This window comes from Kitasatospora sp. NPDC043949, from assembly GCF_056435365.1.
Window position 1 is genome coordinate 96780 of sequence record NZ_JBWKEQ010000013.1, and the last position, 17114, is coordinate 113893.

Here is a 17114-nt window from a genome sequence, read left to right on the forward strand (position 1 = left end):
CTCGACAGTTAGACTGGGAACGCAGTCAGGGCTCGCGCCCCGTGCGCGTGCCAGGTCTGCTTTCACGGACCCCGGCCGACGGCCGGGGTCTCGTCATACCGCCGCCCTGTCCGACCCCTCGGTCAACTCCGTTCCGGAGCCAGGGCCTTCGGCAGGTACCGGCCGAACCAGCCCCACATCATCCGCTTCGCCTCCTGCCTGGCAATCGACTGGCACGCAGCGTGTGCCACCAGGTCCGCCATCTGGAGCCACTCCGAGGTGTCGGCCGGAGCCTGCGCGGCCGGCAGTGGGATCCACCGGGGGTTCACCAGCCGGTGGACCTCTTCGTAGAGCCCCTCGGTCCCGTCCCCGTCGACGATCAGCCCAGCAGGTTCACCGATCTCGGCCAGCCGCCGGTTCAGGCGACGGAGCAGCCCCTCGTAAGCCCGCCGCTTGGCCGTCCCCCAGTGCGAGGGCTCTTCGGCGTAGACCGTCACGATGTCGAGCGAGGGCCAGGAGCCGATCACGGAGAGGGCCTCCTGGGCCATGCGGTACCGCTCGATCTTGCGGGGATTCAACCCGCCCGGACGGCCACGCCCTCCGAGGAAGTCGGTCGCGTGCAGCTCGAAACCAACTGGCACGCTGTGCTCGTGGTTCCACCGGTGGCGCATGTTCTGCCAGTCGGCTAAGACTTCAGGGGCCAATACGGGGGAAGCCCCAATCGCGGTGTAGAGCGCGAGGCCGGTTTTGGGGATCCCGGAATCGTCGACGTACCACAAACGGTCGACCGACTGATGGGTGTTGATGGTGGTTCCCGGCCTTTCGCTCGAATCCGAACATGATCAGGACGATCTGCGGCTGCACCGCTTCGAACTGATCGACCAACCGGGCTGAGACACGGCCGGACACACGGATTCGGGCGATACGTGCTGCGTCTCCCCACCACCAGGCTCCCCGGGCCCTGTCTCGACGGCCTGCTGAGACTCAACGAGTCTGTGAGGTCCGCCAGTCAGAGTTTCCGGGTAGCGTTCGGCCGTCTGCCGAATGCCGGTCACTAGGTCGTGGAGGGCTCGTACACGCCCAGGCTAGATCCACTGCCTTCACGTGGTCAATTCAACTATTTATAGGAAGACTTGAGTCACATGGTCCACCTGTCCACGGGAACGACCGTGGCCTGCTCGCCCCGGAGTGAGGAAGCGGCGGCGAACTTCCAGGTCGGTCGCGCCAGCCGTGCGGCGCGCGGGGAGGAGTACACCGCCGATCGGTTGGCACGGGGCCGCCGAGCCTGAGTAGGAGTCGAAGGTGCTGCCGCCGACGACCGCGGTGACGGTCTCTGCGCAAGCCGGGTTCTGTTCCTGCGCGGTCCCGCAGAACTCCAGGGGGCGGATGAGGCCGGTCGTCGCCGCGGTGCTGGCGGGGCACATCCGCAAGGCGTACCGGGATCCCGAGGCGCGCTGCGGCATGCGGACCAGGTACGTGGGCCGTGAGCGGGCCGATCGCAACCACCCCCCGGTGGCTGAGCAAGGAGGAGCCCGACGACGCACGAAACGCCGCTGACCGGGACGACCGGTGACCGGCGGCGTTCCGCGAGCCGGGGAGCGGAGTACTATGCGAACTGGCCGTGCGCGTAGTCCCACAGCCTGTCCGCAGCGAACCGGGTCGATCGACCACCGCGCGACGCCCGACATAGTGAACTCGGTCTATGACTTCGGACTCGCGTGTCCTCGAAGTGGCGGCCTGTGACACCCTTTACGAGCGGTGAGGCGGCCAGCAGGACCCTGGTGGCCGCCCCCTGCACGGGAGTCTTGCAGTAGTCGGAAGTCAGCAGGTTTCCTTCCTCGTCCCGACCGCCTGCATGGTGGCCCGGCTGAGGCGGCGCGTCAGGTTGGTGTGGATCCAGCCAGGCTCAGAGGAGTTGGCGACGATGCTGTCCCCCGCCCAGCGGCGGCTGATCCCGACGGCGAGCAGGACGTCGGCCGTCTTCGGCTGCGCGTAGGCGGCTCGAACACGTGCCCGACACGAGCACCGACATATCGCTCCGCACCATCCGGGTGCGGCACTATCGCAGCTTCGGGCCCTAGCGGCCGTTGACGAGCGGCATCCCACGTCGCTCCGCACCGCCCGGTCTGGCACCATCGCAGCATGACGGCGCGCGCCACGTCGAACTGCTCGTGTGTCACACCCCGCACCCCGTAGGTGCGGCTCCATCGCAGACTTAGAGGAGCTAACACAAGGCCCGGACGCGGCGGTAAGCGATCACGCAGCAGGCCAGTTTGAGGAAGGCCTCGTGGATGTCGTCGCGGATGTCCCAACGGATCCGCAGACGTCGGAAGCCGTGAATCCAGGCGTTCGTTCGCTCGACGACCCACCGCACGGCTCCGAGCCCGGAGCCGTGCGGCACTCCTCGACGGGCGATGACTGGCTTGATGCCCCGCTTCCACAGCAGCCGGCGGTACTTGTCGAAGTCGTAGCCACGGTCGGCGAACAACTGGCCAGGCCGATGGCGTGGCCGACCGGTAATCCCGCGGATGTGCGGGATCGCGTCCAGCAACGGCAGCAACTGGGTGACGTCGTGGCGGTTGCCGCTGGTGAGAGTGATCGCCAGCGGCGTGCCCCGGCCATCCGTGATCACGTGGTGCTTCGAGCCCGGCCTGGCGCGGTCGACCGGGCTCGGTCCCGTTTTGGGCCGCCGCGACGGGCCTGGTGATGCGAGCCGTCGATCACCGCCCGCGACCAGTCCAGCTCGCCGGCGCGGTGCAGCTCGGTCAGCAGCACCTGGTGAAGCCGGTCCCACACCCCGGCCTCGTGCCAGTCCCGCAGTCGGCGCCAGCAGGTCATACCCGAGCCGAAGCCGAGCTCCTGCGGCAGCCACTCCCACTGGATCCCTGTGTGCAGCACGAACAGGATCCCCTGCAAGCAGGCCCGGTCGTCCAGCGGCGGACGGCCGATCCCGCGAAGCCGCTGCTGCCGCACCGGCAGCAGCGGCTCGATCCGATCCCACAGGTCATCCGACACCAACCACGGCGGTCTCTTCCCCACGGCCTACTCAACAAGCCGATGGACAACCAGACATGGGCACGAAGCCGTTCTGTTAGCTCCTCTTAGAACCCCCTGCATACGCTGCTGGTCGAGAACAGCAAGATCCCGAGCCTGTTCCACCCATACGTGTACGAGGATCGCGAGAGCCCGTCCGCGATCGCCGAGGACGGATGCGTCTGCCATCAGACCTTCATGGACCCGGAGTTCGGCCTGCCAGTTGTCGCACGCCACTACCGGACCGTCAGCGGCAACATCGAGAACTGGACGTACCGCACCTTCGCGTCGGCCGGACTCCGGGCCGGGGAATCGTTCGCGTCATTGATCATCGATGGGGGCGCCTACATCTGGATCAGGACGAGCAGCGGTCTGCTGTCGATCATTCTGGAAGGCCGGGCGAGCGGCTACAGCGTCGGCTACAACGGGGGCGGCCCGAGTGCGCTGGCCTCCTATATTCGCCAGCTCATTGAGACGGGTGGCCGGGACACGCGTCCCTTGGACCGTGCCTACGACGAGCAGCCCGATCGCAACCTGCTGGCCTGGACTTCCGGCAAGGAGGCACCGCGACGCAGGAGTTCACGCTCGCCGACCTTCGCAGGATTCAGCGCGGCTGAGCCCGAGCTGAGCTGAGTCCCGCAGGCTGACTGGTCGGCGAGGTAAGCCATGCGCCGGCCTCCTTGTGAGGAACGCCGACCTTTCCGCCGCTTGCCCTCGGCACCGTTCAGGCTATGCTGCCCGGAGCAGGATCTCTTGTCGACGTCATGTACCAGGACGAGATACTCGGCCAGCTCTGCCGCACCGAACGCAGAGCCGAACTCCATGCCAGGACCGCTGATCTGCGCAGGTGGTCCTCCACGGTGTGGCGCTGGCCTGATAGGTTCCGGCTGTGCGCCCACAGCGGCGTCACTTCGCTGCTTGACTCCTCCATATTCCCATGACCGGGACCCTACTACCGCTGGTCCGACTGCGGCGGTTATGGTTCGGGACCCGAAGCGTGCACGTGACACACGGACCGCACCAAAGTAAAATGTCCGACCCCGACGCATCCGTGCCCGCGGAACGCCCCAGAATCCCGAATCAGACTCCGAGTTCTCGCTGCTCGGCCAGTGTGTGGCGGTCGCCCTCGGACGACCCGAGGGTCGCAACACCGGAACTGCGGGAGCAGTTCTCGACCCGCTCCAGGTGGCGGTCACCCTCTGGGCGGCCGAGGATCCCAACGCCCGCTGGTGGTGGGGACAGCCCGCCGCGATCGGCGTGGCGGGTCGCCCCGGGACGACCGAAGATCGCAACCTGATGCTGGACGCCCCGGTGACGCCGGATACTTCGTGGCGGTCACCTTCCGGGGTGATCGAGGATGGAAATAAGCGGTGGGTGACGCACGAGGTGCTCCCGGCGATGTGGCGGTCGCCCTCTGGGGCGGCCGAGGGCCGCGACTGCCGGTACTTGGCGACCGCGTACGCGGCGGCCACGTGGCGCTCACCCTTCTGGGCGACCGAGGCTCGCAACTACCTGAGTTGGCTTCGTGACCACCCGGGCGACTTCGAGGTGGCGGTCGCCTCTAGGGGCGGCCGAGGATCGCAACGGCCCGAGAGAGACGGACGGCATCGTTCTGGGCTTGACGTGCCGGTCGGCCCGGAGTGCGACCGGGGATCGCGACGTTCGGCCACCTGGGCGTCGCCGCTGGACACCCCAGCGGAGGTCGTCCTACAGAGCGATCGAGGATCGCAACATCGCGTACGACCCGGACAAGCGGGGCCGTGACCGGGTGGCGGTCGCCTTTCGGGGCGACCGAGGATTGCAACGGCGGCATCGACTGGGTCCGCAACATCGAGACCCCGTGGTGGTCGCCCTCCGGGGCGGCCGAGGATCGGAACTCCACCTACGTGTCCTCCGCGCTGTACCGGAACTTCGTGGCGGTCGCCTTCTGGGGCGGCCGAGGATCGCAACTCGGCCAGGGCGGCCATGGTGAGCACGGGGCCGGGCCTGGCGGTCGCCCTCCGGGATGACCGAGGATCGCAACAAGACGCTGGGGTCGCTCCAGACGACATCCCGGACGTGGCGGCCGCCCCCCGGGGCGACCGAGGATCGCAACGGGTTGGAGACGTACAAGGTGGCCGTCGAGCTGGCGTGGCGGTCGCTCTCCCGGGAAGCCGAGGAAAGCAATAGGTAGACGCTCACGTCGGCCATGCCGAGAGTAGCGAGTGGCGGTCGGCCTCGCGGGCGGCCGAGGATCGCAATGACGCCCTCACCACCGTCGGCGCGATCGCCGACGACGTGGCGGTCGTCCTTTGGGGCGGGCCGAGGATCGTAACTCGTGCTCGTCCCGGCGACCCGGGCCGGAGCCGTAGTGGCGGTCGCCCTCCAGGGCGAGCGAGGATCGCAACGCCGTACGGGCCCGCTGTTCCTGCGCGTCGGTGAGGTGGCGATTGCTCTCTGGGGCGAGCGAGGATTGCAACGCACCAGGGGTGGACTCGGCGAGGACGGCGATCGCGTGGCGGTTGCCCTCCGGGACGGCCAAGGATCGCAACCTCGAGCACTGGGAGGCCGGCCTGATCCTGCGGCACGTGGCGGTCGCCTTCGGGACGGCCAAGGATCGCAACGTCCCGGTCGATCGGGTCGAACCGGACTGGGCCGTGTGGCGGTCGCCCTCTGGGGCGGCCGGGCATCGCAACCAGTTGGTGCCCAGACGTGGGGCGACCGAGGATCGCAACGAGCGTCACCCACGCGACGGCGAGCGGGCCCTGGAGTGGCGGCCGTCCTCCGGGACGAGCGAGGATCACAACATCGGGCCGGACGGCGGCCCCGTGCCTACGCCGTCGTGGCGGTCGCCCTTCTGGGCGGCCGAGGATCGCAACGACGGTACTGGCTGCGGGAGTGGAACTCGAACGGCCAGTGGGACTACTACGGCACGTACCGGCACGAAGGCCCCTACTTCCCGTACCGTCCGGAGGCTGTCGGCGACTCCCGCCTGTGGATCACTGAAGACCCGGAGGAGTTCGCCTCCCGGGGCCCTCTTGCCGGACTCACCGCCCGTTGCGACGGCGGTCCGCTCGGCCTGCTCGACCTCGAGACCCTGCGCGACACCCTCGGCCGGCTCGCCGCCGAGGACCACGACGCTTGGCGGGCCGGCAACGGCGATGCCCCAAGGTGGGATTGGTTCCGGTTCACCGAGGACCGTGACGAGAACATCGCCAAGGCCCGCGCGTCCGCTGTCCCTGCCTCCGCACTGCTGCGGCTTGACGGCTCCTGGGTCGATGCCGACGACTGGCGTGATGACTACGCGAGCTATTGGCAGTACGTCAATGCTTACCTGGGTGCCCTATCGGACGACACTGTGGTGCTGGCCGTCACCTGCCATTGCTGAGCACCCAGGCAGGGAGCTGTTGCAGCTGGCGGACGTCGCTCCGAATCGTGCCGTCCGCCAACCCGGCTGATGCCCAGGCCAGGACCCCGGTATCGAATCACTCCAGTCCGTCCGCCGAAACTGGCCCCCGGTCCTACTGAACCTGAAAGGGTGCTGTTGGGCTGCCTGCCTGACGGACGCTGGTCTCCTCCGGTAGTTCGTCGATCAGGGCCCGGCGCTTGTGGGTTCGCGCTTTCACTGAACCGATGAGTGTCTGCAGGTCCTGGTACGCGGCCAGGCCGCCGTGGCGCCCCTGCACGATGGCGGCGAACGGGCGGCCCGCGTGCTGGGCCGCCAGCCATGCGCCGGTCTCCTTGTGGGGAACGCCGATCTTCCCGCCGCAGGCCTCGGCGGTGTTCAGGCCGTGCTGCCAGGAACAGGAGCCCTTGCCGACGTCGTGCACCAGGGTCAGGTACCCGGCCGGCTCAGCAGAACCGAACGCGGCGCCGAACTGTCGTGCCAGAGCTGCCGATCCGCGCAGGTGCTCCTCCAGGGTGTGGCGCCGGCCTGATGGGTTCCGGCTGTGCGCCCACAGGGGCGTCACACCGCTGCTTGACTCCTCCATACCTGTTAGACCTCCCTTGACCGGGACCCTACTGCTGCCAGGCCTGCAATGGCGGCATGCTTCGGAACCCGAAGTGTGCACGCGACACGCGGGTCGCACCGAAGCAAGGTGTCCGATTCCGACGGATCCGGGGCCTCGGAACGCCGCGGCATCGTGAATCGGAACCCAAGTTCTCGCTGCTCGGGCGGCGTGGCGGTCGCCTTCCGGGGCGACCGAGGATCGCAACCGCTATTCCGCGGGCCGCTGCGGCCGCGTCCACGTTGTGGCGGTCGCCTTCCGGGGCGACCGAGGATCGCAACCTCGTCGCTGGCCGCGAACATCGCCGGCGCGGCCTGTGGCGGTCGCCTTCTGGGGCGACCGAGGATCGCAACACCGACGCCAACAAACTCGACATCGACCACCTCGTAGTGGCGGTCGCCTTCCGGGGCGACCGAGGATCGCAACTTGCATGCCGAGAACGACGTGCAGGGCGAGGTCGACCAGGGCGCTCGCCTTCCAGGGCGACAGAGGATCGCAACGCCATGAAGGCGAGCCAGGCCACCCGCGTTGCCGAGTGGCGGTCGCCTTCCGGGGCCTTCGAAGATCGCAACCTGGCCGTCAAGGACCTCAAGTCCAAGGACAAACCGTGGCGGTCGCCTTCCAGGGGCGGCCGAGGATCGCAACTCCCACGTCCGCCCGCTGGACGGTCTGGACGTCCAGGTGGCGGTCGCCTTCCAGGGGCGGCCGAGGATCGCAACATGACCGGGCCGTGGGGCATCGGTATCGGCGTCGCGTGGCGGTCGCCCTTCGGGACGGCCGAGGGTCGCAACACCGAGGGCGCGAGCTGGACGCCCATCTCCGGCGCTGGTGGCGGTTGCCTTCCGGGGCGGCCGAGGATCGCCACTCGCGCACGCCGTCGACGCGCGCGAGTGGCGGTCGCTCTTCGGGGCGGCCGAGGATCGCAACCTCTGCGTCGGCCTTGTCCGGGCCCGGGCGGGGAGTGGCGGTCGCCCTTCGGGACGGCCGAGGGTCGCAACTCGATGAGGAGGGCCTGTCCTGGCCGGAGCAAGACCGTCTGGCGGTTGTCCTCTGGGGTGGCCGAGGATCGTAACGACATCCAGGTCATGCGGCCCTGCCGCAAGGCCAACGTGGTGGTCGCTGTCTGGGCGGGCGAGCGCATCGCCGGTGGTGGTCGCCAGCACCTGGGATGGCTACTTCTCTTCTAGGTAGTTTGGGCTTGTGCAGTGACCTGGCCTGGGGCTTGGTCGCATTCGTAACTCGTGTGTCGTGGCGGGTGGGTAGCCTTGTGGGTCATGCGTGACGAGCCTCTCTATGCCCATTCGCCCAATGGTGCTGGCCGGTGGCATCTGCTGGGTGATCATCTTCGTGGGTCGGCTGAACTGGCTGGCCGGTTCGGTGCGGTGTTCGGTACGGGTGCCGCGGCTGAGTATCTGGCGTTGGTCCACGATGTGGGGAAGGGCGGGTGTGTGTGGCAGGGCCGGCTGGTGGAGGTTGCTGGTACCGGTGGGACGGTCGGGATCGACCACAAGAGGGCGGGGGTCCGTCTTGCGGCGCAGTGTTTGCCGGGGCCTCTTGCCGGGGTGGTGGAGGGCCATCACGGGGGTTTGCGGTCCTGGGGTGAGATGCGTGCTTTGCTGAGGGAGTTGCGGGCACGGCCCGGCGTTGTGGAGGAGGCGATTCGCCGGGTCGCGGCGGAGGTTCCCGAGATCGAGTCTGCGGGGATCGCGGTACCGCAGTGGCTGTCAGACCCCGACAGTGACAGCGACTTCGCTGATGTCGACCTGATGGTCCGGATGCTTTTCAGCTGCGTCATCGACGCCGATCGCCTGGACACCCGCGCGCACCGCCTGGGCCGGGTTCCGTATGTTCGCCCGGACGCGGACATGGCCGCTCTGGGCAAGCGGTTCGAGGAGGCCCGGAAGGCCATGCTCGCCGGCCGGCAGCCGTCGCGGATCGATGGGATCCGCACGAGCATCTACGAGCAGGCTGTGGCCGCGGCGGACGGTGAGCCGGGGATCTACCGGCTGCACGTGCCGACCGGCGGGGGAAAGACACTGGCCGCAGCCGCGTTCGGACTGCGCCACGCCGCGCGAAACGGTCAGCGGCGGATCATCGTCGCGGTGCCGTTCATCAGCATCACCGAGCAGAACGCCTCCGTCTACCGGAAGATGCTCGGTGAGCGGGACGTCCTCGAACACCACTCCTCCGTCGATCTCGAGCGTGCGGGGTGGGCCCGGTTGGCGGCGGAGAACTGGGACGCGCCGTTCGTGATCACTACCACGGTGCAGCTGTTCGAGTCCCTTTTCAGTCGTTCGCCGTCGAGGATGCGCAAGCTCCACCGGCTGGCCGGAGCGGTGATCGTCCTGGACGAGGTCCAGGCGCTGCCGGACCGGCTGCTGGTTCCCATCCTGTCCGCATTGCGGGGTCTGACCGAGCGGTTCGGCACGACGGTGCTGCTGTCGTCCGCGACACAGCCGGAGTTCAGCAGCATCGACGGCACCGGGCACCGGCACGTCATCCCCGACCCGGCGCCGCTCTTCTCGGCTCTCGAACGCGTCCGCTACGAGTGGCGCGAGGACACCACGCTGGCCGCCATGGCGAGCGAAGCCTCCCGGCACGAGCAGACGCTGATGATCGTCTCGACCACCCGCGACGCCAACGCCGTCCACGAGCAACTGCCCGAGGGTGCCCTGCACCTGTCCACCCGCATGACCTCGGGACACCGCCGGGAGACGATCGAGGAGATCCGAACGCTCCTGGCAGCCAAGCAGTGTGTCCGGGTTGTGTCGACGTCGCTGATCGAGGCCGGCGTCGACCTCGACTTCCCGATCGTCTTCCGTGCCTGGGCCCCGCCGGAGAACCTCCAGCAGGCGGCCGGCCGCTGCAACCGTGAGGGCCGCCTGCACCGCGGGACGGTCGTCGTCTTCAAAGCCCACGACAGCGGCAGGATCCCGGACCCGTCGTACATGCTCTCGCTCGGCATCGCCGCCAACCGCTTCGGCGACGGCCCCGGAAGGGCCGATCCGGACGACCTCACCGCACTCGCCCGCTACTCCAGGACCCGCTACCGGCTCCAGGGCCTCGCCAACCTCGGGGACCCGATCGAGGCGCTGCGCCGGGAACTCGACTTCCCCGCCGTGGCGGAGCAATTCGTCATGATCGGTGAGAGTACGGCGAGCGTCGTCCATGTCCGGCCCGAGCTGAAGCCCGAGGAGCAGGCTGCGGCCCGTGCTGCTATCGACATGCTTCGCACGGGTCAGCCCTGCGGGCCCGAGACCCAGCGCGTCCTGCAGCCCCACATCGCCGGCATCCCCAGGGCCGAGGCGGACGCGGCGCTGGAAGCCGGCCACGCGAAGCTCATCGTCGACGACCTCGTCGAGTGGGTCGGTCCCTACCATCCACAGCGTGGCATCGAGCCGCCGAATCGGTAGCGGTGCCCGGGCGGCTGCCGGCCCCGACCACTCTCGCCCGGAAGCGAGTCGGCTGGCCACGTCGCGAGGGACTCCCTGCGCCTCCTCGCCCTGAGCGTGCGGAGGCCTGACTGCGGTCCGGCGAGGACAGTCGGGTCGGAACGCGCGTGTTGGGTAGGCTCCCGGACCGTGGCGCCGCCTCCTCGGAGGGGTGGCGAGGATCGAAACACAGGCGTGCTGGTGTCTGTCAGCACGTTCGCGCCCCCGTCGGCTTGCCGGCGGGGGCGTCATTGTCAGTGACCCCTGATACACATTCGGCAACGACATGGGCCGTGGGCATCACGGTGCCGTCGAGGCTGTCAAGCCCTCCCGGGAAGCAGCTTCATAGGAGTGCTAGTGATGCTACGGTCCGTGTCTGACACATCGTCACATTGCCCTGGAGAGGGTGATTTCCTTGCCGAGCCATGCCCAGACGCGCTGGCCGGAGCCGCCGGTGACCGTCGAGCTGTGGGGACCACTGGCCTGCTTCACGCGACCCGAACTGAAAGTCGAACGGGTCAGCTACCCCGTCATGACGCCCTCCGCGGCCGTCGGAGCGCTCAGCGCCATCTTCTGGAAACCGGAGATGCAGTACGTCATCCAGTCGATCGAGATCCTCACCCCGATCGACTGGATCAACATCCGACGCAACGAGGTCAAGTCCGTCATCACCGCACCCCGCATCAAGGCCCTGCGCGCGGACCACAAAGAGCGCTACGACGTCGAGCACGACCGGGACCAGCGCAACACCGTGGCGCTGCGCGACGTCGCCTACCGGGTGAACACCCAGATCATCCCGACCCGCAGCGCCAAGGCACCGGCCGCCAAATACCGGGAGCAACTGCGGCGCCGCACCGAGCGCGGCGGGTGCTTCTCGCAGCCCTTCCTCGGCTGCCGGGAGTTCTCCGCGGGCTTCGGCCCCCGCGGATCATGGCCCGGCAGCCCCGCCGACACGAAGGCCGGCCCCATCGAGCGCACGGAGGAACTCGGTGTGATGCTGCACTCGATCAGGTACGGCGACCGCGGCCAGGAGACCTACCACTGGTTTCGCGCCCGCCTGGACAACGGCGTGCTCCACGTTCCGCGACGCCCTCTGGGCGACGACGAGGTCCACATGCCCGCCGGCTCCTGGCGAACCGGAGCCTGACCATGCTGCTGCAACGCCTCACTGAACGCGTCGCCGACCAGGAACACTCCTACACGAAACCGGCGACGATCAAATGGGCCGTGTTCCTCGACGGCGACCTGGCGGACCTCCAGGACATGCGAATGCCCAAGGGCGAGCCCGCGCTCCGCCTGGCCGTGCCGACCTCCACCCGCACGGTCGCCATCGCGCCGTGCCTGCTCGCCGACAACGCCCAGTACGTCTTCGGCGTACCGAAGGCCGACCCCAAAACCGGAGAGGTCAAGGAAAAGGACGCAGCCCGGGCGGCGAAATGCCGCACGGCCTTCGCCGACCTCGCCCGCCAGTGGGCAGCCGCCAACCCCGGCGACCCCACCGCTGAAGCCGTCCTCCGCTTCCTCGCCACCACCATCGACCTGCCGGCCGACATGGCCGCCGGCGACCTGGTCGCCATCAGCATCGACGGCCAGTGGGCCCACCAGCAGCCGACCGCCCTCCAGTTCTGGGCGGACAAGGTCAGCGACTCCAAAGGAGCCGGCAACACCGGACTTTGCCTCGTCTGCGGACACGAACGCCCGCTACTCGCCACCGTTCCAATCTCGATCGCCATGGGCGCCATCCCCGCCAAGCAGGCCAAGAGCACCCAACTCGTCAGCGTGAACACCGCCGCACAAGGCCGCGCCGGCGTCACCGCCGGACTCGCCGCCACGCCCCTGTGCGAGAGGTGCGGGACGGCCGCCACCACCTCACTCGGCGAACTCCTCGCCGACCCGAAACACCGCCGGCGCGCCGACACTGCGGTGACGGTCTGGTGGACCCGCGAACCCGTCAAATGCAACCACTTCGGCAACCTGGACGACCCACAGCCCGAGGACGTCACCAACCTCATCGGGAAGATCTTCAAACCGGGCACCGGGACCACCGAATACTCCGCCGACGTCAACAAGTTCTACTCCGCCACCCTCGGCGCGAACTCCTCACGCGTCGTCGTACGCGACTGGATCGACGTCCCCCTGCCCGTCATCGAAGACTGCCTCGGCCGCTGGTTCCGCGACCACCGATACCTCGACCCCTGGTCACCCCACACCACCCAGGACCACCCGGCCCCGGACACCGACCCGCGCTACCAGGCCTACCCAATCTGGCGACTCACCCTCGCCTGCGCCCGATGGGTCAAGACCGACAAGAAATACCACCCCAAGACCATCCCCGAAGGCCTCGACGAAGCACTCCTCCACAGCGCCCTCCACGGCACACCACCCCCCGCCTGGATGCTCCCCCGACTCCTCGCCCGCATCCGCGCCGACCGCCGCATCGACGGCCCCCGCACCGCCCTCCTACGCCTCGCCCTCACCCGCCACCACGCCCAGGAGCACGGCATGCCCGGCCTCGACCCCAACGCCACCGACCCCGCCTACATGTGCGGCCGCCTCTTCGCCACCCTCGCCGCAGTCCAACGCCGCGCCGCCAAAGACACCGGACGAACCGTCAACACCACCATCACCGACAAATACTTCGGCACCGCCATGAGCAGCCCCGCCACCGTCCTCGCCAACCTCCGCGCCGGCGCCGAGAACCACCTCCGCATCATCCGCCGCCGTAACCAGCCCACCGCCAACGCCCTCGAAGCCCGCATGCGCGACATCTACCACCACCTCAACGACGTCCCCCTGCTGCTCACCGTCCCCGAGCAGGGCCGCTTCGTCCTCGGCTACGAACACCAGCGTGCCGCCGACATCACCGCCGCACGCGCCCACAAGGCTGCCAAGGAGCAGGCCGCCGGGCCGGCCGAGCCCCAGCCCGCCGGGGCCGGCGCGCTCTTCGACGTCTCGGACCTCGTCGAAGCCTCCCCGGCCGATGCCGAAACCGTCTGACCACCCACCCACCGGAAAGCGAGAGCCCACCATGACGATCCCCGCCCACCTCGACCCCGCGCGCAAGCACGACTTCGTGTTCCTCTTCGACATCGTCGACGGCAACCCCAACGGCGACCCCGACAACGGCGGCGCCCCCCGCACCGACCCCATCACCATGCAGGGCTACGTCACCGACGTCGCCCTCAAGCGGAAGATCCGCAACACCGTCGCCCTCCTGAACGCCGGCCGCCCCGGCTACGACATCTACGTGGAAGCCGGCGTCGCCCTCAACGCCCAACACGAGCGCGCCTACGATACCGGCGGCGCCGCCAACGAGTCCGAAGCCCGCGACTGGATGTGCCAGACCTTCTACGACGTCCGCATGATGGGCGCCGTCATGACCACCGGCAAGAACCGCGACCGGACCGCCGGCCGCGTCCAGGGCCCCCTGCAGCTCACGTTCAGCAGGTCCATCGACCCCGTCACCACGATCGAAGTCCCCATCACCCGCGTCACCCCGACCCGAGTCGAGGACCTGGCCACCAAGCAGACGGAGATGGGCACCAAGAACATCGTCCCCTACGGCCTCTACCGCGGCGCCGGCCACTTCTCAGCCCCGCTCGCCGCCAAGACCGGCGTCACCAGCGACGACCTCCACGCCCTTTGGCAGGCCTTCGAAATGATGCTGGAACACGACCGCGCCGCCGCCCGCGCCTCCATGGCCCTGCGAGGCCTCTGGGTCTTCAGCCACTCCGACGCCTACGGCCAAACCCCCGCCCACAAGCTCCTCGATCGCGTGCACGTCACCCCGCTCGGCCACACCGCAGCACGCTCGTACTCCGACTACAAGGTCACCGTCGACACGGACGTCCCGGCAGGAGCCACTCTTACCGCGCTCGTGGACTAGCCAGACGCCACACAGCCCAGTCAGCTACCTCGCAACTTGAGAACTCAACAGTGGACCGCATTCGGGCCACGGCAAAGTCAATGCCGGCACGTTCGGGGCTCATGACGGTCACCCCTCTGGCGGCTGAGGACCGCAACGGGATCGGCTCGGGCGCGGCGGCGTGGGTGTGGCGGTCGCCCTCCCGGGCGGCCGAGGATCGCAACACCCCGAAGATGCCCCCGAACATCGCGGACGGTTCGATGGCGGTTGCCCTCCGGGGCGGCCGAGGATCGCAACATGAGGGCCATGCCGGGTCAGATCGGGGTGGAGCGGTGTGGCGGTCGCCTTTCGGGGCGGCCGAGGATCGCAACCACGTCAGGACCAAGCGCTTGCCGCTGCTGGCGCGGTGTGGCGGTCGCCCTCCGGGGCGGCTGAGGATCGCAACACGTTGTCATTCGTGAGGACGTAGCCCAGCGAGCCGGTGGCAGTCGCCCTTCGGGGCGGCTGAGGATTGCAATGAGACCGACGCGGACGTCACCGTCCGCGCCACCCGGTGGCGGTCGCCCTCCGGGGCGGCCGAGGGTCGCAACGCCGTGTTGATCAGCACGTACTCGCCGGGCGCCGTGTGGCGGTCGCCCTCCGGGCGGCCGAGGATCGCAACACGCTGCTCGACGCCGACCCGACCCGCCTGCACGCCGTGTGGCGGTCGACCTCCGGAGCGGCCGAGGATCGCAACGGCAGTACCGACAACGGCTACGACCGGATCGTGGGGGTGGCGGTCGCCCTCGCGGCCGAGGATCGCAACCCCAAAGACCGAGGCCAAATTCCACGATCAGGCTGTGGCGGTCGCACTTCGGGGCGGCCGAGGATCGCAACACCGACGACGAGCTGGAGATGTACGTCAACGACGCTAGTGGCGGTCGCCCTTCGGGGCGGCCGAGGATCGCAACTCCACCCCGCTGGACGGCAAGGCGTCAGACCTGCGGGGTGGCGGTCGCCCTTCGGGGCGGCCGAGGATCGCAACGACATGCCCGCGAGCCTGCGGACCCTGGTCATGGGTGGCGGTCGCCGTCCGGGGCGGCTGAGGATCGCAACAACCAGCACAAGGACTACGCCGTGCGGAACCTCATGTGGCGGTCGCCCTCCGGGGGGCCGAGGATCGCAACCTGGCCAACAGTCAGCCGGACCGCAGCCGCGTGCACACGTGGCGGCCGCCCTCCCGGGCGGCCGAGAATCGCAACGGCCCGCCCGGCTCCGCGAAGACCTCCGGGCTCCTCGTGGCGGTCGCCCTCCGGGGCGGCCGAGGATCGCAACATTCGCGACCTCACCCCGTACACGGCGGAGGTCGAAGTGGCGGTCGCCCTCCGGGGCAGCCGAGGGCCAAGGATCGCAACCGGCTGACGATCCGCGACCTCGCGAGGGGCAGCGAAGGGTGGCGGTCGCCCTTCGGGGCGGCCGAGGGTCGCAACAGGACTTCCGCGCAGACCAGGGTGTCCAGGATCTCGCGGCGGTTGCCCTTCGGGGCGGCCGAGGATCGCAACGCGATGTGGGGCGCGGCCGGCGGCGAGACCAGCCTCGTGGCGGTTGCTCTCCGGGGTGGCCGAGGATCGCAACCTGGACATCGACCCCGACGCCGAGTGGGGGGCCGACGTGGCGGTTGCCCTCCCGGGCGGCCGAGGATCGCAACCCTCCACCTCGCCTGCACACTGCCGAGGCGCTCCGGTGGCGGTTGCCCTTCGGGGCGGCCGAGGATCGCAACCAGGTCGCCGTCACGATGCGCGCCCTGGACCCCGAACGTGGCGGTCGCCCTCCGGGGCGGCCGAGGATCACAACCCCAAGGGCGGCGCCAACAAGGCGATCCCCCTGGCGTGGCGGTCGCCCTCCGGGCGGCCGAGGATTGCAACAAGGACCGCGTTGTCGCAGGTGAGACCATCACCAGCTGCGGCGGTCGCCCTTAGGGGGTGGCTGAGGATCGCAACAAGACGCCGACGGCGAAGCTGGGCATCAACGGGGCAGTGTCGGTCGACCTTTGGGGCGGCCGAGGATCGCAACTACGCGATGTCCGAGTAGTCCTCGGTGGTGTTGGTCAGTGGCGGTGGCCCTCCCTGGCAGCCGAGGATCGCAACACGAGGCCCAGGTCCATTGGGCGGTGGAGCGGGCGGGTGGCGGTGGCCCTTCGGGGTGGCCGAGGATCGCAACGGCCTGACGCCAAGCACGGAGCAGGCCCTTGGCGAGCTGGCGGTCGCCTTCCCGGGCGGCCGAGGATCGCAACCGGCAGTTCCGCCTCACCCAGCGCGTCTTGAGGACACATGGTGGTCGTTTTCTTGGGTGGCCGAGGATCACAACACCAGCTGGTCCGCGTGCACGGCCAGGGCCTGGCGCAGTGGCGGTCGTCCTTTGGGTGGCCGAGGATCGCAACTGGGACAACCAGAGCTACCGCGTGCTGCGGTCGCTGGTGGCGGCCGCCCTTCGGGGGAGGCGAGGATCGCAACCGGCCGAGCTTCCAGGCTGCCTTGTGGTGGTTGCCCTCCGGGGCGGCCGAGGATCGCAACCACGCATCGAGCAGCACGGCGACCAGCCTGCCGCGCGTGGCGGTCGCCCTCTCCGGCGGCCGAGGATCGCAACACCCACGCCTACATTTACGCCGTCACCGTCAGCGCCAAGTGGCGGTCGCCCTGTGGGGCGGCCGAGGATCACAACTCCAGCTGGAATCCGGGCGGGGCCACATCGTCCCGGCGTGGCGGTTGCCCTCCGGGGAGGCAGAGGATCGCAACACCGGAACTGCGTGAGCAGTTCTCGACCCGCTCCAGGTGGCGG

Annotated in this window: 9 protein-coding genes and 1 pseudogene; 6 read left to right on the forward strand and 4 right to left on the reverse strand. The window is 69.1% G+C overall.

From position 1 onward, the window contains the following. Nucleotides 1-122: 122 nt before the first annotated feature. The 3 genes and pseudogenes from AC07AL_RS13665 to AC07AL_RS13675 all read right to left on the reverse strand — a co-directional run bounded on the left by AC07AL_RS13665 (nt 123) and on the right by AC07AL_RS13675 (nt 3018). Nucleotides 123-758 carry a hypothetical protein gene (locus AC07AL_RS13665; protein WP_478317470.1) on the reverse strand — a complete coding sequence of 212 codons (636 nt, stop codon included), beginning with the start codon at nt 756-758 and terminating at the stop codon, nt 123-125. Between the two features lie 827 nt (nt 759-1585). Beyond that, nucleotides 1586-1980, reverse strand: a pseudogene (locus AC07AL_RS13670) (SDR family NAD(P)-dependent oxidoreductase); the annotation flags it as partial. A 223-nt stretch (nt 1981-2203) separates the two neighbouring features. Continuing rightward, nucleotides 2204-3018, reverse strand: a protein-coding gene (locus tag AC07AL_RS13675; protein ID WP_478317471.1) for an IS5 family transposase whose coding sequence is annotated in 2 segments (ribosomal slippage) — nt 2204-2664 and nt 2664-3018 — 816 coding nt in all. Because the reading frame shifts where the segments join, the coding sequence is not laid out codon by codon here. 126 nt (nt 3019-3144) lie between these two features. Here AC07AL_RS13675 and AC07AL_RS13680 point away from each other — a divergent pair. Together AC07AL_RS13680 and AC07AL_RS13685 are read left to right on the forward strand one after the other, a co-directional pair. Continuing rightward, nucleotides 3145-3645 (forward strand): hypothetical protein, encoded by a 501-nt coding sequence (locus tag AC07AL_RS13680; protein WP_478317472.1) that lies wholly within the window; start codon nt 3145-3147, stop codon nt 3643-3645. Nucleotides 3646-5833: 2188 nt separating this feature from the next. After that, on the forward strand, nt 5834-6379 hold the full coding sequence (locus tag AC07AL_RS13685) for a hypothetical protein (RefSeq protein ID WP_478317473.1): 546 nt from the start codon (nt 5834-5836) through the stop codon (nt 6377-6379). Nucleotides 6380-6512: 133 nt separating this feature from the next. Here AC07AL_RS13685 and AC07AL_RS13690 read toward each other — a convergent pair whose 3' ends face one another. Continuing rightward, nucleotides 6513-6983: a CRISPR-associated endonuclease Cas3'' gene (locus AC07AL_RS13690; RefSeq protein WP_478317474.1), complete on the reverse strand. Its 471-nt coding sequence runs from the start codon at nt 6981-6983 to the stop codon at nt 6513-6515. Between the two features lie 1292 nt (nt 6984-8275). Between AC07AL_RS13690 and AC07AL_RS13695 the strand changes: the two genes are divergently transcribed. From AC07AL_RS13695 to cas7c, 4 genes are all read left to right on the forward strand, one after another. Further along, on the forward strand, nt 8276-10414 hold the full coding sequence (locus AC07AL_RS13695; protein ID WP_478317475.1) for a CRISPR-associated endonuclease Cas3'': 2139 nt from the start codon (nt 8276-8278) through the stop codon (nt 10412-10414). A 433-nt stretch (nt 10415-10847) separates the two neighbouring features. Further along, on the forward strand, nt 10848-11579 hold the full coding sequence (cas5c, locus tag AC07AL_RS13700; protein WP_478317476.1) for a type I-C CRISPR-associated protein Cas5c: 732 nt from the start codon (nt 10848-10850) through the stop codon (nt 11577-11579). Nucleotides 11580-11581: 2 nt separating this feature from the next. After that, on the forward strand, nt 11582-13429 hold the full coding sequence (gene cas8c / locus AC07AL_RS13705) for a type I-C CRISPR-associated protein Cas8c/Csd1 (RefSeq protein WP_478317477.1): 1848 nt from the start codon (nt 11582-11584) through the stop codon (nt 13427-13429). A 31-nt stretch (nt 13430-13460) separates the two neighbouring features. Continuing rightward, the gene (cas7c, locus tag AC07AL_RS13710) at nt 13461-14318 is read left to right on the forward strand and encodes a type I-C CRISPR-associated protein Cas7/Csd2 (RefSeq protein WP_478317478.1); all 858 of its coding nucleotides are present in this window, start codon (nt 13461-13463) and stop codon (nt 14316-14318) included. Nucleotides 14319-17114: the final 2796 nt, after the last annotated feature.

Excerpts from the sequence above, each read along its gene's own strand:
- AC07AL_RS13695 (WP_478317475.1), top strand. The coding sequence starts at position 8,276 with ATGCGTGACGAGCCTCTCTATGCCCATTCGCCCAATGGTGCTGGCCGG.
- AC07AL_RS13690 (WP_478317474.1), bottom strand. The coding sequence starts at position 6,983 with ATGGAGGAGTCAAGCAGCGGTGTGACGCCCCTGTGGGCGCACAGCCGG.
- cas8c (WP_478317477.1), top strand. The coding sequence starts at position 11,582 with ATGCTGCTGCAACGCCTCACTGAACGCGTCGCCGACCAGGAACACTCC.
- cas7c (WP_478317478.1), top strand. The coding sequence starts at position 13,461 with ATGACGATCCCCGCCCACCTCGACCCCGCGCGCAAGCACGACTTCGTG.